This window comes from Microbacterium sp. NPDC055502 (assembly GCF_053643635.1).
Map to the genome: position 1 here is coordinate 107808 of NZ_JBSHKJ010000002.1, position 17625 is coordinate 125432.

Consider the following 17625-nt stretch of genomic DNA (forward strand, 5'->3'; position numbering starts at 1 on the left):
CGCTCCCGACCCGTAGACTGGGGGCATGGGTGCCCGCATCGCTGCCGTCGACTACTACCTGCCCGAGGCCGTCCTCAGCAATGAGGATCTCTCCCGAGAGTTCCCGGAGTGGAGCGTCGAGAAGATCTCCGGCAAGACCGGGATCGACCGCCGCCACATCTCCGGTCCCGACGAGTTCTCGTCCGACCTGGCCATCGCGGCAGCACGACGTCTGTTCGAGCGCGAGGGCATCGACCCCCAGTCGATCGACTACGTGATCCTCTGCACGCAGAGCCCCGACTACTACCTCCCCTCGACCGCCTGCATCGTGCAGGACGCCCTGGGCATCCCGACCTCGGCGGGCGCGACCGACATCACGCTCGGCTGCTCCGGCTACATCTACGCCCTGGGCCTCGCCAAGGGCCTGATCGAGTCGGGCCAGGCGGCGAACGTCCTGGTCGTCACGGCCGACACGTACACGAAGTTCATCAACCCGGCCGACAAGTCCGTGCGCACGATCTTCGGCGACGGCGCGGCAGCGACCCTCGTGACCGCGGACGGCTCCGACACCTCGCTCACCGCCATGACGTACGGCACGGACGGCTCGGGCGGCAAGAGCCTCATCGTCCCGAACGGCGGGCTGCGCGCGGGCGCCGCACTCCAGCCGAAGGCCGACACGGCCGTGCGGGAGCTCGTGGCCTCGGGCTACGACCTGTACATGGACGGCCCCGACATCTTCAACTTCACCCTCCGCGTGGTGCCGGAGACGGTCGAGGAGATCCTCGCCAAGGCGCAGCTGGAGCAGGACGACATCGACCTGTTCGTGTTCCACCAGGCGAACGCCTTCATGCTCGAGCACCTGCGCAAGAAGCTCAAGGTGCCCGCCGAGAAGTTCTTCGTGTCGCTCGCCGAGTCCGGCAACACGGTGTCGTCCACCATCCCGATCGCGCTCGCCGACGCCGAACGCCAGGGCGCCCTGGTGCCCGGCATGCGCGTGATGCTCCTCGGCTTCGGTGTCGGTCTCTCCTGGGGTGGGCTGGTCGCGACGTGGTGAGCGCCTCCGCCCCGCGCCCGACGCTCCTCATCCTGTCCTTCGTGCCGATCGACGGCGACCCGCGCGTCATCAAGCAGGTGCGCCGCTTCGTCGACGAGTACGACGTGACGACGTGCTCGCCCGGACCGTCGCCGCACCCCGGCGTCACGCACGTCGAGATCCGTGGCGACCTCCCGCCCAAGCAGGACATCGTGACCAGGGTGCGCGACGAGTTCGCGCGGCGGACCGAGGGGTTCCGCCGGATGTACTTCCAGTCGCCCGGTGTGCTCGAGACCATCCACCTGTTGCGCGGGCGGCGCTTCGACGCGGTGATCGCCAACGACGCCGAGACCGTGGGCGTCGCGTGCCGGCTCTTCGGCGCCGACCGCGTGCACGCCGACCTGCACGAGTTCTTCCCGGACATGGGCTTCGAGGACACGCCGCTCGGCCGTCGGCACCAGCGCTACTGGTCGTGGATGACGAAGCACCTGGTGTCGCAGGCGCACTCGTCCACGACGGTCGGCGGCGAGATCGCCAAGCGGTACCACGAGTACGGCCTCCAGCCCGGGGTAGTGACGAACTCGACGCACCTGCGCGACCTCCCGTACCGTCCCGTGGGTTCCGCGATCCGGCTCGTGCACAGCGGCAACCCGTTCCACGAGCGCAGCCTCGGCGAGATCATGCGTGCGGTGGCGGCGTCCCCGGTCGAGGTCACCTTCGACCTCTACCTCACGTGGCAGCCCGAGAAGACGCGCTCCGAGTTCGTGGCGCTCGCCGAGGAGCTGGGGCCGCGGATCACGGTGCACGACCCCGTGCCGCAGTCCGTGCTCATCGAGACGCTCAACGAGTACGACCTCGGCATCCACATCCTGCAGCCGGTGAGCACCAACAACGTGATGGCACTGCCGAACAAGTTCTTCGACTACGTCCAGGCGCGCCTCGGCATCGTGGTCGGCCCGTCGGTCGAGATGGCGCGCATCGTGCGCGACCATGGCCTCGGCGTCGTCACGGACGGCTTCGACGAGGCATCGATCGCCGCGACCATCGATGCGCTCACCCCCGAGCGCGTCGACGGGTTCAAGCAGGCCGCGATGCGGGCGGCCGATGCGCTCTCCGCGGAGCGGCAGGTCGAGGTGTGGGCGCGGGCCGTGGAGGAGATCGTCGCCGGCTCGGCGGGCCGTGCCTGACCTCGGAGCGCGGGCGTATCGCCTCGCGCAGAAGCTGGTGCCCTCGTCGGTCGCGGGGTATGTGCTCCCCGGGCACGTGCGCCAGTTCCGCGAGACCGGTGTCACCGTGGCCCGCGACGCCCCGCGGCGACTGCTCATCGCGCCGGTGAACTCGGCGGGGCAGGGGTACGCGTGGGCGCGCGCCGCCGAGACGCTGCCCGGCGTCGCCGCCGCCAGCGCCATGTTCCGCGGGGGTGACGACGTGTTCGGGTTCCACGCCGATCACCTCATCCCCGCGACGGCACTGGTCGGCAACGCTCGCTGGCGCCGGGCGCAGCACCGTGCGATCCTTCAAGGCTTCACGCACGTGCTGATCGAATCCGGGCGGCACCTCTCCGAGCTCGACGGCGACCCGCTGGAGCTGGTGCGAGAGCTGCAGGCGGCGGGGGTCCGCGTGGCGCTCGTGTGGCACGGGAGCGACATCCGTCTCCCGAGTGCGCACGCCGCGCGCGAGCCGGACTCGCCCTTCCACGGTGATCGCTACGCCGGGACAGCCGTGCTGGAGGAGATCGCCGAGCGGCACGCGCGCTTCGCAGAGGCCGCCGGGGTGCCCGTGTTCGTCTCGACTCCGGATCTGCTGCCGTTCGCGCCGGGTGCCACCTGGCTCCCCGTCGTGGTGGATCCGCGATCCTGGGCCGCGGCGGGGGACCGCCCTGCGCTCTCGGGCGACGGGCCACTGCGCGTCGTGCACGCCCCGTCGAGCGCCGGCCTGAAGGGCAGCGACCGCATCGCCGCAGCCGTGCAGCGGCTCGAGGCCGAGGGCCTCATCGACTACACCGAGGTGCGGGGCGTCCCCGCCGAGCGGATGCCGGAGCTGTACGGCGGCGCCGACGTCGTCCTCGACCAGTTCCTCGCCGGTGCCTACGGCGTCGCGGTGTGCGAGGCACTGGCGGCCGGTCGCCTGGTGGTCAGCCACGTGTCGGACGAGACCCGCGGTGCGGTGCGCGCGGCCAGCGGACACGAGCTCCCCGTGGTGCAGGCCAGGGCGGCGGAGCTGGAAAGCGTGCTGCGCGAGGTCGCCGCGAATCGCGCGCGCTCTGCGACGCGAGCCGCCGCGGGGCCGGCGTTCGTGCGCGCGGTGCACGACGGGACGATGTCGGCGGAGGCGCTGCGGCCGTTCCTCGACGCGTGAGCCGCCGGGCTCCGTAGAGTAGATGCTCGTGAAGATCGTCAGCGTCGTCGGCGCGCGCCCCCAGTTCGTCAAGCTCGCCCCGATCCACCATGCCGCCCGCGCGGCCGGGGTGGAGCACGTGATCGTGCACACCGGACAGCACTACGACCCGCTGCTGTCTGACGTGTTCTTCGAGGATCTGGGGATCGGCGCCCCCGACGTGCACCTCGGCGTGGGCAGCGGCTCGCACGGCGTGCAGACCGGAGCGATGCTGGGTGCCCTCGACGCGGTGTTCGACGAGCACCGCCCCGACTGGGTGCTGGTGTACGGCGACACGAACTCGACCGTGGCGGCGGCGCTGAGCGCGGTCAAGCTGCACATCCCTGTGGCGCACCTGGAGGCGGGGCTGCGCAGCTTCAACCGTCGCATGCCGGAGGAGCACAACCGCGTGCTGACCGACCACGCCGCCGACCTTCTTCTCGCACCGACGCAGGTCGCCGTCGACCACCTCACGCGCGAAGGGCTGGCCGAGCGCACCGTGCTGGTGGGCGATGTGATGACCGATGTGCTGTTCGACGTGCGCGACCGTGTCGCCCGGCGTGCCGCCGACGAGGGGGAGCGCCTGGACGCCGCCGAGGGGAAGTACTACCTGGCGACGATCCACCGCGCCGAGAACACCGATGACCCGGCGCGGCTGCGGCAGGTGGTCGAGGCCCTGGCGGGGCTCGACCGTCCCGTCGTGCTGCTGGCCCACCCGCGCGTGGTGGCCAAGGCGGCCGCGCACGGCATCGACCTCGACCGCGGCTCGCTCACCTCCCGCCCGCCGCTCGCCTACCCCGACCTGATCGCGGCCGCGGCGGCGAGTGCCGGTGTGGTGACCGACTCGGGCGGGCTGCAGAAGGAGGCGTTCCTGCTGCGCGTGCCGTGCACGACCGTGCGCACCGAGACGGAGTGGGTCGAGACGGTGGAGCTGGGCTGGAACGTGCTCGCGAACACGCGCGAGGAGATCGCGGCGGCCGTGACGCGTCCTCGACCGGCGGTCACGGACGCGGCACCGTACGGCGACGGGCACGCCGCCGAGCGCGTGATCGCGGTGCTGTCCGAGCGTCGCTGAGGCCCACCCGCGAGGAGCCGGGTACCCGCGCCGGAATATACTCGAACCCATGCGTATCGCCGTCGTGGCCCTCGGAAAGATCGGCCTGCCCCTCGCCGTCCAGTTCGCCAGCAAGGGACACGACGTGGTCGGGGTCGACGTCAATGCGGCCCTCGTCGACAGCGTCAACCGGGGCGTCGAGCCGTTCCCCGGCGAGGCGCAGCTGCAGGAGAAGCTGACGGCGGCGCTCGAGGCCGGACGGCTGCGGGCGACGACCGACTACGCGGAGGCGATCCCCGGGGCTGATGCCGTGGTCGTGGTCGTGCCGCTGTTCGTGAACGAGGAGACCGCGGAGCCCGAGTTCGGGTGGATGGACGCGGCCACCCGCTCGCTCGCCGAGCACCTGACCCCCGGCACGCTGGTGTCGTACGAGACCACGCTGCCGGTCGGGGTGACGCGCGGCCGCTGGAAGCCCCTGCTCGAGGAGGTCTCCGGGCTGCGCGAGGGGGAGGACTTCCACGTGGTGTTCTCCCCGGAGCGTGTGTTCTCGGGGCGGATCTTCGCCGACCTGCGCAAGTACCCCAAGCTGATCGGCGCGCTCTCCGACGAGGGGGCCCGCCGCGCCGTCGCGTTCTACGAGTCGGTGCTCGACTTCGACGAGCGTCCCGACCTGCCGCGCACGAACGGGGTGTGGGACCTGCAGAGCGCCGAGGCGGCCGAGATGGCCAAGCTCGCCGAGACCACCTACCGCGACGTGAACATCGGCCTGGCGAACCAGTTCGCCCTCTTCGCGGGTGCCAACGGCATCGACGTGTACCAGGTGATCGAGGCGTGCAACTCGCAGGTCTTCAGTCACATCCACCGCCCCGGCATCGCGGTGGGCGGCCACTGCATCCCGGTCTACCCCAAGCTGTACCTGTCGACCGACCCCGACGCCGACATCGTGCGCACGGCGCGCGTGTTCAACGAGTCGATGCCAGAGCGCCTGGTGGCTCAGGCCGAGGGCATGCTCGGCGACCTGTCCGGACTCCGGGCGGTCGTGCTGGGCGCGGCGTACCGCGGCGGGGTGAAGGAGACCGCGTTCTCCGGTGTCTTCCCCACCGTCGAGGCACTGCGACGCCGTGGCGCCGAGGTGCGCGTGCACGACCCGCTGTACACGGACGACGAGCTGCGCGCCCTGGGACTCGAGCCCTACGCGCTCGGGGAGGGCGTCGACCTCGCGATCGTGCAGACCGATCACGCCGAGTACCGCACGCTCCGTCCCGTCCAGCTGCCGGGCGTGCGGCTCCTGGTCGACGGCCGCGCCGTGACCGACGCGGAGGCCTGGGCCGGCACGCCGCGCATGGTCGTCGGCGCCGGCCGCGCCTCCGCCACGGTCTGACGACCCGCGACCGGGCGCCGCGGCTGAAGCTCCCAGCCGCGCGCCGATACGATTGAGGCATGGATCTTCTCGTCGTCGGGTCGGGTTTCTTCGGCCTCACCATCGCTGAGCGTGCCGCGGAAGCCGGCCGCAAGGTGACCGTCATCGACCGCCGCCCCCACATCGGCGGCAACGCCTACAGTGAGGCGGAACCCGAGACGGGGATCGAGGTGCACCGCTACGGGGCGCACCTGTTCCACACGTCGAACGCGACCGTGTGGGAGTACGTCAACCGCTTCACCACGTTCACGAACTACGTGCACCGGGTCTACACGACCCACAAGGGCACGGTGTTCCCGATGCCGGTGAACCTGGGCACGATCAACCAGTTCTTCCAGGCGGCCTACACGCCGGACCAGGCGCGTGCTCTGGTGAAGGAGCAGGCGGGGGAGTTCGACGTGAAGTCCGCCGCGAACTTCGAGGAGAAGGGCATCGCGCTCGTCGGCCGTCCGCTGTTCGAGGCGTTCTTCCGCGACTACACCGCCAAGCAGTGGCAGACCGACCCGCAGAAGCTGTCCGGCGACATCATCAGCCGCCTGCCCGTGCGCTACACGTACGACAACCGCTACTTCAACGACACGTGGGAGGGACTGCCGACCGACGGGTACACCGCGTGGCTCGAGCGCATGGCGGACCACCCCCGCATCGAGGTGAAGCTCGGCGTCGACTACTTCGACGAGGCGCAGCCGCTGAACAAGAGGGCGACCGTCGGCCAGGTGCCCGTGGTCTACACGGGGCCGGTCGACCGCTACTTCGACTATGCGGAGGGCGCCCTGAGCTGGCGCACGCTCGACTTCGAGCAGGAGGTGCTGAACGTCCGCGACTTCCAGGGCACCAGCGTCATGAACTACCCCGACATGGACGTGCCCTACACGCGCATCCACGAGTTCAAGCACTTCCACCCGGAGCGCAAAGACGTCTACGACTCCGACAAGACCGTCATCATGCGCGAGTTCTCCCGCTTCGCCGAGCGCGAGGACGAGCCCTACTACCCGGTGAACACGCCGACCGACCGCGAGGGGCTGCTGGCCTACCGCGAGCTGGCGAAGGGCGAGAAGGACGTGCACTTCGGCGGGCGTCTGGGCACGTACCAGTACCTCGACATGCACATGGCCATCGGGTCGGCGCTGTCGCTCTGGAACAACACTCTCTCCTAGACTCGGAACCGTGAGTCACGCTGCTGTCGGGGCGCCCGGGACGCCCCGGCGCTATCTGCATTCGCTGTGGCTGCTGTCCGCCCGCGACCTGAAGGTGCGGTACGCGACGAGCGCCCTCGGCTACCTGTGGTCGGTGCTCGATCCGCTGGTGATGAGCGCCATCTACTGGTTCGTGTTCACGCAGGTGTTCCATCGGAGCGTGGGCGAGGACCCGTACATCGTGTTCCTCATCGTGGCGCTGCTGCCGTGGGTGTGGTTCAACACCTCGGTGTCGGATTTCACGAGGGCGTTCAAGAAGGATTCGCGTCTCGTGCGCTCGACGGCGATCCCGCGGTCGATCTGGGTCAACCGCATCGTGCTGAGCAAGGGCATCGAGTTCCTGTTCTCGATCCCCGTGCTGGTGCTGTTCGCGGTGTTCAGCGGAGCCACGGTGAACGTGATGCTGCTGTGGTTCCCGGTCGCGCTCCTCCTGCAGATCATGCTGCTGGTCGGGCTCGGTCTGCTGGTCGCGCCGCTGTGCGTGCTGTACACGGATCTGGAGCGGACGACGGCGCTGATCCTCCGCGCGCTGTTCTACGCCTCGCCCGTCATCTACAGCTTCGAAGACCTCCCGGCGCCCTTCGACGTGATCGGGGCGTTCAACCCGCTCGCCGGGATCTTCACGCTCTACCGCGTGGGCTTCTTCCCCGATCTGTGGGACCCGATGCCGGTGATCGTGAGCGTCGTGATGTGCGTGGTCATCCTGGCGCTCGGCGTGTGGACGTTCCGGAGCCTCGAGCGCCCGGTGCTGAAGGAGCTGTGATGTCTGCGGCTGCACGCGTGCTCATCGCTGAGCTCGACGCGCCCGCCCAGGCGGCGCTCTTCGACGGGGCTGCCGATGCGCGGGAGGCGATCACCGAGCTGACGGGGATGCTCCGGATCGGCATGCTCGTCTCGAGCGAGATCCTGGTGACCGACGCCATGCTGCTCGACGGGGCGTACTTCCTGACGCTGGGTCCGGACGGTGTCATGCGGGAGCTCGGCGCGACGCCGGGACGGTATCCCCTCACGATCACGGGCGTGCACCCGACGCTGCGCGAAGGTCTGGATGCTCGGCTCGCGAACGACGCGTTTCACTGGTCGCTTCCCGCTCTGCGCGGTGCGGTCGGGATTCCGGCGGAGGTCCGCCGCGGGTGGGACGAATGGCTGCGGTTCGTCGAGACGGGGATCATCCGGTACGAGCAGCAGACGGGTGGCGACGCACCCTTGCGCACGGGCACCCCGCCGGCCTCGTCGCCGGAGGCGCTGCGCGTGATCGCCGATGCGCGACTCGACGAGGTACGGTTCCGCAGCGTGGCGTGGCAGCGCATCGAGGCGCTCCCGCTCGCGGAGGCCGATCGGGAGGCGGTGCGTCGCTGGTGGGGCGACGCGTACCTGCGCATGATCGCGGAGAACGCGGGAGCGGACTGGGTGACGTTCGGCGCCGAGGCCGACGGGCACCTCGCTCGCGCCGCGCACGACGTGGAGCTGCCGCTGTCGACGACGCTGGTCGCGTGGGCGCGGGAGTCCACCCCCGCCACGATCGCGGTCGCCTGGGACGCCTCTCATCGTCAGCGGCACCGCCTGCGCGAGCGGCCGACGTGGTCGCGCATGCGCGGGCTCGCTTTTGCGGCCACCCAGGTGACGGCCGTGTCGTCGCGGGGCTTCGTGCTGCTGACGTCGATCGCGAAGCTCGTCATCGCGCTCTGCGTGGTCGCCCTCGCCGTGCCCGGCCTCGGGCTCGGCTCCGTGGACAACGTCTGGACCTGGGTGGCCTTCGTCGGCGCCATCGCCACGACCGTGCCCTTCGACTCGCTCGGTGCCCTCCGGGAGCTTCTCGTCCGCGATCCGCAGGCACGGTTCGTCCTGCACAGGGGAGCGCGCTCATGACCGATGGATTCACCCCGGTGTACGCGAGCTCCGACGGGCTCCCGGTGCGGCTCGAGGCCGCCGCGCGGCGCGCCGCCGACGGGTCCGCCTACACGCACCACCGCCTCGTCGTCTCCGACGGGCGAGCAGGAGCGGTGATCGTGGCCCGCGACGCGGATCGGCTGCTGCTCGTGCTGAGCGCCCGGGAAGCCGCGGGGGCCAAGCTCTGGGAGCTCCCTCGCGGGGCCGGCGAAGCCGGTGAGACGGCCGTCGAGACCGCCCTCAGAGAGCTGCGGGAGGAGACCGGCCTGCGCGGCCGCGACCCGCAGGTGCTGGGAACGTACGTGACCGACTCGTCGATCTTCCCCCAGGAGGTCGCCGTCGTGGAGTGCCGCATCGACCAGGACGCGCCGGCGACCGTGCCGGACGGGGAAGTCTCCGACCGGCGCTGGCTGCCGCTCGCGGAACTGGCGCATGCCGTGCAGGACGGGACGATCCGTGATGCCCACACGCTCGCGGCGATCGCCGTCCTCTCATCGAGGGGGGAGCTGTGATGTCCGCGGCAATCGAGGTACAGGGGCTCGGCGTCCGTTTCCGCCGCAACCGGAGGGGGCGGCGCAGCTTCAAGGACCTGTTCAGCGGGGCATCGCGCCGTTCGCGCCCCGGCGAGTTCTGGGCGTTGCGCGACGTCTCGTTCACGGTGCAGCCGGGGGAGTCGATCGGTGTGGTCGGCCGCAACGGACAGGGGAAGTCGACGCTGCTGCGCCTGGTCGCCGGCGTGCTGCTCCCCGATGAGGGGTCGGTGCATGTCAACGGAGGCGTGGCGCCGCTCATCGAGATCACCGGCGGGTTCGTCGGCGATCTGACGGTGCGGGAGAACGTGCGTCTCACCGCGGGTCTCCACGGCATGTCGCGCGACGAGGTCTCGCGCCGCTACGACGACATCATCGCGTTCGCCGAGCTCGCCGGCTTCGAGGAGACGCCCTACAAGCACCTCTCCAACGGCATGAAGGTGCGGCTGGCGTTCTCTGTCGTATCGCAGCTCGACGAGCCGATCCTCCTCGTCGACGAGGTCCTCGCCGTCGGTGACAAGGCGTTCCGCGACAAGTGCTACAAGCGCATCGACGAGCTGCTCGCGGAGGGGCGCACGCTGTTCTTCGTGAGCCACAACGAGCGCGACCTGCGCCGGTTCTGCACGCGCGGGCTGTACCTCGACAAGGGCGCGCTCGCGCTGGACGCACCGATCGGCGAGGTGCTCGACCGCTACAACGCCGACTACGCGGTCTGAGCCTCCACGCCCGCACGGTCGGGGCGAGGTCGCCGGGGCTCAGAGGCCGACGAGGCTCCGCAGGCTCTGCGCCGCCGTGCGCGCGGCATCGACCGCGCCGGCGGTGTTCCCGCCGTCGGTGATCGCCGTCCGCAGCTCGCTGAGCCGCTGCGTGTACGAGGCGGTGCCGTCGCGCCAGCTGTCCGCGATCGACGACGGTGCCGGGAGGTCGGACAGGCGTCGCGCGTCTTCCTGCAGCGTGTCCACCACGGGCAGCGCGTCCTGACCACTCGCGCCCGCGACGATGTCGAGCCCGCGCAGCGCGTCGGCCAGCGGCCCGGAGACCTGTCCGCGGAAAGCCTCCACGGTGGGGTCGACGACCGGCGGCTGCGTCACGATCGGCGTCTGACTCGGCTGCGGGCCCGCCGTCGGCGTGGCCGTGGGCGTCGGGGTCTCGGTCGGCGTGGGGGTCGAGCTCGGCGAGGGCGAGGCGCTCGGTCCCGGCGTCGGCCCGTCTCCGCGAGGCAGGAGGAAGAACAGCAGGGCACCGATGATCGCGAGGGCGAGCACCGAGAGGCCGACGATCAGCCACACCCGCCCCTTGCGCTCGGGGGTGGGCGGAAGCGGGGCCCAGCGGAGCTCCGGCTGCGGTTCCTGCGGATCGGTCACGTCATGCCTCCAGAGGGGTCATCGGCTGCCACGACCGGTCGCGGCCCACGCGGCCGCCGTCGCGGATCCCGCGGAACAGGTTGCTCGTGCCCCGCACCGTGCGCTCGACGAAGACGAGCCGGATGAGCTCCTTCGCGAACGTCGCCGCGGTGCCGAGGCCGAACAGCACAGGGTTGTACACGCCGTGGACGCGGTAGTACTGCTTGATGAAGCCGCGGTTGCGCATGATGTAGTACCGGTAGGCGTTGCTCGACGCGTTCATGTGCCGGATGCCCATGTCCCACTGCTTGATCTCGCGCGTGCGACGCAGCACGAACTCGTCCACGATGACCGCGGTGGTCAGGCGCGAGGCCAGCCAGCCGTACATCTGGTCGTCCCAGTAGATGAAGAACCGCGGGTCGGGGAGCCCGATCTGCTGCACGATCGAGCGGTGGATGAACATGCCCTCGAAGCAGCCGCTGTTCATGTGCTTGTAGCCCGACTCGTCGAAGCCGGCCGGGGCGAACGGGATCGGGATGCCCATGCGCTCGGCGATGCGGTACTGCCAGTAGAACTCGCTGCCGTCGTAGTCGTACCGGCGGCCCTGGATGCTCTTGAAGCGCGGCGCCCAGCGGCCCATCCTGGCGAGGCCGTCCGGCAGCACCTCCACGTCGTCGTCCATCATCCAGATCCACTCGGACCCGAGCTCGTACGCGGTGCGCATGCCCTCGCTGAAGCCTCCGGACCCGCCCGTGTTCGTCTGCAGGCGCCGGTACACGATCTCGGTGCCGATGTCGTCACGGAACGACTCGACCACGTCGGTGGTGTCGTCGGCCGACGCGTTGTCGATGATGACCACGCGGCCCGGCTTCGGGTCCATCGCGGTGATGCTGGTGAGCAGCCCGGACAACAGGTGCGAACGGTTGAAGGTGACGATGACGATGGTCGCTGCGGTGGGGTCGAATGCAGCGGGGGCCGCGGTCATGCCTTCTCCTCGAAGATCTGCTGCCAGGACTGGGGGGAGACGAGATCGGGCATCGCCTCGCGGTAGCGCGCCCGCAGCTCCGGCCACCGGCGCCGGAGCTCGGCGTGCAGCCGGACGCTCTCGCGCAGCATGCGGCGGTACTGGCGGCGGTCGCGCGTGTAGATGTTCTTTCCGGAGCCGTCGGCCGTGCTCACCAGCACGCTGTCGAAGGAGGGGACGCGCCACCACTGGGCGTCCTCCTTGCCGAACTCGGCCTCCGGCTGCACGACGTTCGCCGGGTGCGGACGGTGCATCCAGTGCGACACCAGCGTGGTCAGCGTGAACCAGCGCAGCCGCAGACCGGTCGGGTTGTCGAGGTCGTTCTTCGACACCTGCTTGTACACCTGGCGCCCGCGACGCGAGTAGAGCACGCGCGACGGGTCGCGGTGCACCACGGTCTCGGGGAACTCGGCGGCGAGGGCCCGCGCGGCGGGCATCGCGGTACGGATGTTCCGGCGCATGTGCTCCGGCCCCGACAGCACGTCGCGCAGCGCCCTGGCACGGAGGGCGACCGGGTAGTACTGCATCATCATCAGGTGCTTGAGGTCGACGCGCCGGCTGTGCCGGAGCAGGCGACCTCCGCGCGGGACCTCCGAGTGCAGGAGCCCGGCGACGATGCGGTTCCTGGCATGGAAGTAGGCCTGCCAGTCGATCGTGTCGTCCTTGTTCACCCAGGAGACGTGCCACAGGGCGACGCCCGGCATCGAGACGGTGGGGAATCCGGCCTCCCCGGCGCGCAGGCAGAACTCCGCGTCGTCCCATTTGATGAACGCGGGGAGGGCGAGGCCGACCGCGCGGACCGCCTCGACCGGGATGAGGCACATCCACCAGCCGTTGTAGTCGGCGTCCATGCGCATGTGCAGCAGCGTCGACTGGCGCAGGTTCGACACCCCGAAGTCGTGCGGCATCTGCTCCTGGTACAGGTTGCGCCACATGAACGGCGCCTGGTCGACCACCTCGGCCCACCCGTGCAGCTTGGGCCGGTCGAGCAGATCGAACATGTGGCCGCCCACCAGCACGGGCGTGGTCGCGTACTGTCCGAACACGATCGACCGGCGCAGCGACTCCGGCTCCAGGCGCACGTCGTCGTCGAGCAGCTGCACGAAGTCGCTCTCCGGGCGCTGCAGCGTCTCGTGCATCGCCCTGGCGAAGCCGCCGGAGCCGCCCAGGTTCGGCTGCCGGATCACCTGCAGGGTCTCGCCGAGGCGTTCGGCGACGTCGTCGTAGCCGTCCTGCTCCTGGACCAGCTGCGTGCCCTGGTCGACGAGGAAGATGCGGTCGACGAACTCGAGGGCATCGGGCGAGGCGGCCAGGGCGCGCAGCGTCTCGACGCAGTAGTCGGGCTTGTTGAAGGTGGTGATCCCGAGCGAGGCCTTGCCGGTGCGGGCCGGCTCGTGCTCGGTGGTCCACTCAGCGCCCTCCAGCACGGCAGGCTTCTCGTCGGCGACCACGTCGAACCAGATCCATCCGCCGTCGCTGTACTGCGTCAGCGCCAGGTCGAACGACGTCGTGGCCTCTCCGGTGACCTCGCGTGTGGCGACCCGCTGGCGCACGCCGCTGCCGTTCGAGCGGTAGACGAGGATCGTGGCGGGTCCGGTCGTGCGGACCGTGAGCTGCACCTCGCGCACGCTCGTCCAGTGCTGCCAGTACGACGCGGGGAAGGCGTTGAAGTAGGTGCCGAGGGAGACGCGGCGGCCGGCGACGATGCGCGCACGGTGACGGCCGAGGATGTTGCCCAGGTGCGCCCTGTTGGACACCCGGACGGGCTCGTTCTCGATCACGGACCAGGTCTCGGGGTCGGCGTAGAGCGGGAGCAGGTCGGGGTCGCGATCGAGCGGGAAGACGACATTCTGAAGGACGTGGGCCACAGGGAGGTTCTCCGATGTTGGTGTCGCGGGACGCCGCCGGTGGGCAGCGCGCGACTCGACGAGCAGTGAGTAGCCTACCGTTCGTCACCTCGGGATCCGCGGAGAGCCTCCCCGGTCGCGCCCAGCCCGCCTGGTTAGACTGACCGCGATGAAGGTACTGATCACCGGCGGCGCCGGCTACATCGGATCGACCGTGGCGACGGCATGCATCGAGGCCGGGATCGAGGTCGTCGTGCTCGACGACCTCTCCAAGGGGCTCGAGGTGTTCGGCGACGGACGCAACCTCTACGTCGGCGACATCGCCGATCACGCGGTGCTGGACCGGCTGCTGGCCGACCACCCCGACATCGACGCGGTCGTCCACTGTGCGGCGCGCGTGGTCGTGCCGGAGTCGGTCGCCGACCCCCTGGGCTACTACGACAGCAACGTGGGCAAGACGATCGTGCTGCTGCAGCGGCTGCGCGACGCGGGTGTCCCGCGCGTCGTGTTCAGCTCCTCGGCCTCGGTGTACGCGGGGGAGTCGGGTGACGGCGTCGACGAGAGCGGTGCCCTGGCGCCCGCGAGCCCCTACGCGACCACCAAGGCCATGGTGGAGCAGATCCTCGCCGACGCAGCGGCCGCCGGCGACTTCCGGGCGATCGCGCTGCGCTACTTCAACCCGATCGGCGCCGACCCCCGCCTGCGCACGGGACTGCAGAACCCCACGCCCTCGCACGCGCTGGGCAAGATCATGCAGGCGCACGCCTCGGGCGAGCCCTTCACCATCACCGGCACCGACTGGGCCACGCGCGACGGCTCCGGGCTGCGCGACTACGTGCACGTCTGGGACCTGGCTCTCGCGCACGTCGCCGCGGTGCAGCGGTTCGACCGCGTGGCCACGCCCGACGAGCCGTACCAGGTGATCAACCTGGGCACAGGCGACGGCGTCACGGTGCGCGAGCTCGTGCAGGCGTTCGAGCGGGTCACGGGCGAGGTGCTGCCGGTGGTCGAGACCGGCCGACGCCCGGGCGACCAGGCGGGCGCGTACGCGATCGTCGACCGTGCCGCCGCGGTGCTGGACTGGCGCGCCGAGCGCTCGGTCGACGACGGTGTGCGCGATGCACTGGCCTGGTCGGAGAAGCTCCGCTCGCTGCGCTGACTTCCGGCGCGGACCCTAGCCCTGGGGGCGGAGGGTCGGGATGGCCCCGGTGTGCGCGGCGTCGATGTTCTCGCGCCATGAGCGGGACTGCCCGGCGCGCAGGGCGCACAGCACGAGCAGGAACCAGCCGGCACCCACCAGCGTGAAGCTCTCGAACATCGAATCGACGGCGAGCGTCACGAGCGTGATCGGCGTCCACGCGTAGACCACGGATCGGCGCACGCTCGCCACCAGCCAGGAGCGGATGAGGGCGACTCCTCCCAGCAGCAGGAACAGCACCAGGCCGGCCGTGCCGAGCTGCAGCAGCACATCGAAGAACGCGTTCAGCGCACTCTGGTGGTGCTCGCCCAGCTGGAAGTTGATGAACGTGAACGGATACTCCCCGCGAGCCCAGTCGCCGAACCAGCCCCACCCCGTGATCGGCTTGATGGACACGAAGTCGAGGATCATGTTCCACAGGGTCGCCCGCATCGAGAAATCGGAGCCGGCGTCCAGCAGCGCGATGATCTGGTGCCGCAGCGCGAACGCCACGGCCAGGGCGAGGGCGACCAGCGCCCCGAGGCCCCACTGGACCATGGTGCGACGCGCGGGGGAGGTGTGCCGCACGATCGTGAGCGCCACCGTCACGATGCCGACCGCCACCGCCAGGACGAGCACCGTCGGCGAGGAGGACAGGAACGCCAGCCCGCCGGCGAGGGCGATCGACACGACCGCGAGCGGCGGGTCCACCGACTGCGTGCGCCACTCGATCACGAAGGTGATCAGCGCGATCACGGCGATGAACCCGAGCATGTTGCGGCTGCCGAAGACGCCCTGCACCGGTCCGCCGAGCGCGAGGTCGCCCTGCACGCCGAGGAACGAGAACGGGATGTCGAGCAGCACGCCGGACAGGATCTCCACGCCCAGCGAGAGCGTCAGGAGCACTCGCAGCGCGTCGCCCAGCGCCCGCACGGTCTGGAGGGTGTCGCGGATGTGGCCGACCGTGATGGCGAGGAACGCGAAGCCCAGCAGGGAGAGCCAGCCGAAGAACGTGTCCGAACGATCGGTCGTCCACACCAGGCTCACCAGTGCCCAGCCGAGGAACGCGATCAGCGACGAGGGCGCGAGGCGCAGCAGCGACAGCTCCTCGCGGCGCACCCAGAGGATCGCGGCTCCCAGCACGCAGAGCAGCGTGACGATCGTGGCGAGGGTGACGGGAGACGTCATCCGCTCGATCAGGAACGAGCCGAACACCGCCAGCAGCACCGCGAGCGTGAAGGCCCGCGCGAACTCCGCCGACCCGAGGAGCCGGGTGATCGTGCGACCCGGCGTCACGGCACCCGCCGCTGCGTCGTCCCGCGCTCGAACACGAGGTCGCGCTCACCCACGCCCACGAGCGGCACGGACTTCAGCTTGAACGACAACAGGACCAGCAGCAGCCAGCCCCACAGCATGATCGGCGTGGACTCGGTCAGGCCCTGCACGAGCAGCACGATGGTGTAGAGGCTCGGCAGCAGGGTGATCGGCGAGAACGGTCGGTGCGCGTCGAGGTCCCACCGCGGACGGTCGACCGCGAAGAACCAGGAGCGCCACAGCAGGCTGCCGTAGGCGACGGCCATCAGCACGACGCCGAGCACGCCCAGCTGCAGCAGCACGTCGAGCCACATGTTGTGCGCGTGGAACACGGTGATGCCGTGGTCGACGATCCAGTGGTCGAACGCGGGATCGCTCGGCACCCACGGGCTGGAGAAGCCGTTGCCGAACAGGGGGTGCTCGCCCGCGCGCTCCAGGACCTTGGTCCAGATCTTCTCCGAGCGCCCGGTCAGGTCGGCGCTGCGGCCGAGGAGCGACAGCAGGGGCCCGCGCAGCAGCCAGACGGCGGCCCCGACGATCACGGTCGAGCCGATGGCGACGACGTACACGCGCGTGCGGGCGCTCGGGGTCGACGCCCGCCGCATGACCAGTGCCACCACCAGCACCACGACAGCGGCACCCGCGCACACGAGCGCCGTGGCGGAGGAGGTGCGCAGCAGGAAGTAGGCCGCGAGGATCATCCACAGTGCGAGGGTGGTGCGCCACCGTGCCCGTGCCGCGAACAGCACGCCGAACGTGATGAGAGCGAACAGGGACACGATCGCGAGCAGGTTCGCGTTGCCCACGATGCCCTGGATGCGTCCGCCGTCGAACAGGTTGTCGCGCACCCAGTACCACTGCGGGTCGATCTCGCCGTCCGGCAGGTCGACGAAGTTCGGCAGCAGGGGGCCGTGCAGCACGAGGGACACCCACAGCTCGAGGGCGAGCGACAGTCCGAGGATCCACTTGAAGGCGGAGGACAGCGCGCGCACGATCTCGTGCCAGGTGAGCACGTGCGCGATGAACAGGCCGTTCACGGTGACCGCGGCGAGCAGCAGCCCGGTCGCGATCGTCGGCCCGCGCCACTGCGACCATGCCACGGACACCAGCGCGAGTGCGGTGTAGCCCAGCGCGGCCCACGGCAGGCGTCGCCAGCGGAAGGGCTGCGGACGACGACGCGCGAGCATCGGGATGCCGATCGCGAGGGTCGCGACGGTGAAGAGTCCCAGCACGGCGGCGGCGCCGACCACGCCGAGCAGGTTGTAGACGGCGGAGTGCGCGAAGGCCACGAAGAGCACGAGGATGACGTACCCGCGCAGCAGCAGGTGCCCCGTCGACTCGCGCTCCGGCGCGGTGGGAAGGGGGGCCACCGGGTGCTTGGTGTACTGGGCCATCGCGTTCAGGCTACCGCGACGGACGCGCGGCGATCCTGAGCGCCGCAG

Annotated in this window: 16 protein-coding genes; 11 read left to right on the top strand and 5 right to left on the bottom strand. The window is 70.4% G+C overall.

The features are described 5' to 3' along the window. Positions 1-25 precede the first annotated feature (25 nt). Genes ACWH95_RS11520 through ACWH95_RS11565 form a run of 10 tightly spaced genes read left to right on the top strand, consistent with a single transcriptional unit; the run spans position 26 to position 10194 of the window. On the top strand, positions 26-1033 hold the full coding sequence (locus ACWH95_RS11520) for a 3-oxoacyl-ACP synthase III family protein (RefSeq protein WP_206251487.1): 1008 nt from the start codon (positions 26-28) through the stop codon (positions 1031-1033). Next, a complete protein-coding gene (locus ACWH95_RS11525) occupies positions 1030-2199 on the top strand; it encodes a glycosyltransferase family protein (protein ID WP_366626882.1) in 1170 nt (389 codons plus the stop codon). The genes ACWH95_RS11520 and ACWH95_RS11525 overlap by 4 nt, the downstream gene beginning before the upstream one ends. Next, a complete protein-coding gene (locus tag ACWH95_RS11530; RefSeq protein WP_454120687.1) occupies positions 2192-3370 on the top strand; it encodes a hypothetical protein in 1179 nt (392 codons plus the stop codon). Before ACWH95_RS11525 ends, ACWH95_RS11530 begins: the two co-directional genes overlap by 8 nt. A 28-nt stretch (positions 3371-3398) precedes the next feature. Further along, complete coding sequence (wecB, locus tag ACWH95_RS11535; RefSeq protein ID WP_378803576.1) at positions 3399-4463, top strand: non-hydrolyzing UDP-N-acetylglucosamine 2-epimerase; 1065 nt, start codon at positions 3399-3401, stop codon at positions 4461-4463. Between the two features lie 49 nt (positions 4464-4512). Continuing rightward, positions 4513-5823, top strand: a complete 1311-nt coding sequence (locus tag ACWH95_RS11540; RefSeq protein ID WP_378803577.1) for a nucleotide sugar dehydrogenase — start codon at positions 4513-4515, stop codon at positions 5821-5823. Between the two features lie 59 nt (positions 5824-5882). Further along, entirely contained in the window at positions 5883-7019 is a 1137-nt protein-coding gene (glf, locus tag ACWH95_RS11545) for a UDP-galactopyranose mutase (RefSeq protein ID WP_136029879.1), read from the top strand. A gap of 10 nt (positions 7020-7029) precedes the next feature. Beyond that, positions 7030-7821 (top strand): ABC transporter permease, encoded by a 792-nt coding sequence (locus ACWH95_RS11550; RefSeq protein WP_136029877.1) that lies wholly within the window; start codon positions 7030-7032, stop codon positions 7819-7821. Then, entirely contained in the window at positions 7821-8927 is a 1107-nt protein-coding gene (locus ACWH95_RS11555) for a hypothetical protein (RefSeq protein ID WP_168387290.1), read from the top strand. Before ACWH95_RS11550 ends, ACWH95_RS11555 begins: the two co-directional genes overlap by 1 nt. Then, positions 8924-9460 (top strand): NUDIX hydrolase, encoded by a 537-nt coding sequence (locus tag ACWH95_RS11560; protein ID WP_168443158.1) that lies wholly within the window; start codon positions 8924-8926, stop codon positions 9458-9460. The genes ACWH95_RS11555 and ACWH95_RS11560 overlap by 4 nt, the downstream gene beginning before the upstream one ends. Then, entirely contained in the window at positions 9460-10194 is a 735-nt protein-coding gene (locus ACWH95_RS11565; protein ID WP_136029875.1) for an ABC transporter ATP-binding protein, read from the top strand. The genes ACWH95_RS11560 and ACWH95_RS11565 overlap by 1 nt, the downstream gene beginning before the upstream one ends. A 39-nt stretch (positions 10195-10233) precedes the next feature. On the opposite strand, the gene ACWH95_RS11570 is transcribed toward ACWH95_RS11565, so the two are convergent. The 3 genes from ACWH95_RS11570 to ACWH95_RS11580 are packed head-to-tail and all read right to left on the bottom strand — an operon-like array spanning position 10234 to position 13713. Then, positions 10234-10842, bottom strand: coding sequence for a hypothetical protein (locus ACWH95_RS11570; RefSeq protein WP_136029873.1), 609 nt, complete (start codon positions 10840-10842; stop codon positions 10234-10236). Position 10843: 1 nt separating this feature from the next. Beyond that, complete coding sequence (locus tag ACWH95_RS11575; RefSeq protein WP_136029870.1) at positions 10844-11806, bottom strand: glycosyltransferase; 963 nt, start codon at positions 11804-11806, stop codon at positions 10844-10846. Beyond that, complete coding sequence (locus tag ACWH95_RS11580; protein ID WP_136037059.1) at positions 11803-13713, bottom strand: glycosyltransferase; 1911 nt, start codon at positions 13711-13713, stop codon at positions 11803-11805. The genes ACWH95_RS11575 and ACWH95_RS11580 overlap by 4 nt, the downstream gene beginning before the upstream one ends. A 148-nt stretch (positions 13714-13861) precedes the next feature. Between ACWH95_RS11580 and galE the strand changes: the two genes are divergently transcribed. Continuing rightward, positions 13862-14851: a UDP-glucose 4-epimerase GalE gene (gene galE, locus ACWH95_RS11585; RefSeq protein WP_136029866.1), complete on the top strand. Its 990-nt coding sequence runs from the start codon at positions 13862-13864 to the stop codon at positions 14849-14851. 15 nt (positions 14852-14866) lie between these two features. Here the strand turns inward: galE and ACWH95_RS11590 are convergent, their stop codons facing one another. Together ACWH95_RS11590 and ACWH95_RS11595 are read right to left on the bottom strand one after the other, a co-directional pair. Continuing rightward, the gene (locus tag ACWH95_RS11590; RefSeq protein WP_136029864.1) at positions 14867-16165 is read right to left on the bottom strand and encodes an O-antigen ligase family protein; all 1299 of its coding nucleotides are present in this window, start codon (positions 16163-16165) and stop codon (positions 14867-14869) included. Beyond that, complete coding sequence (locus tag ACWH95_RS11595; protein WP_136029863.1) at positions 16162-17577, bottom strand: O-antigen ligase family protein; 1416 nt, start codon at positions 17575-17577, stop codon at positions 16162-16164. Before ACWH95_RS11595 ends, ACWH95_RS11590 begins: the two co-directional genes overlap by 4 nt. Positions 17578-17625: the final 48 nt, after the last annotated feature.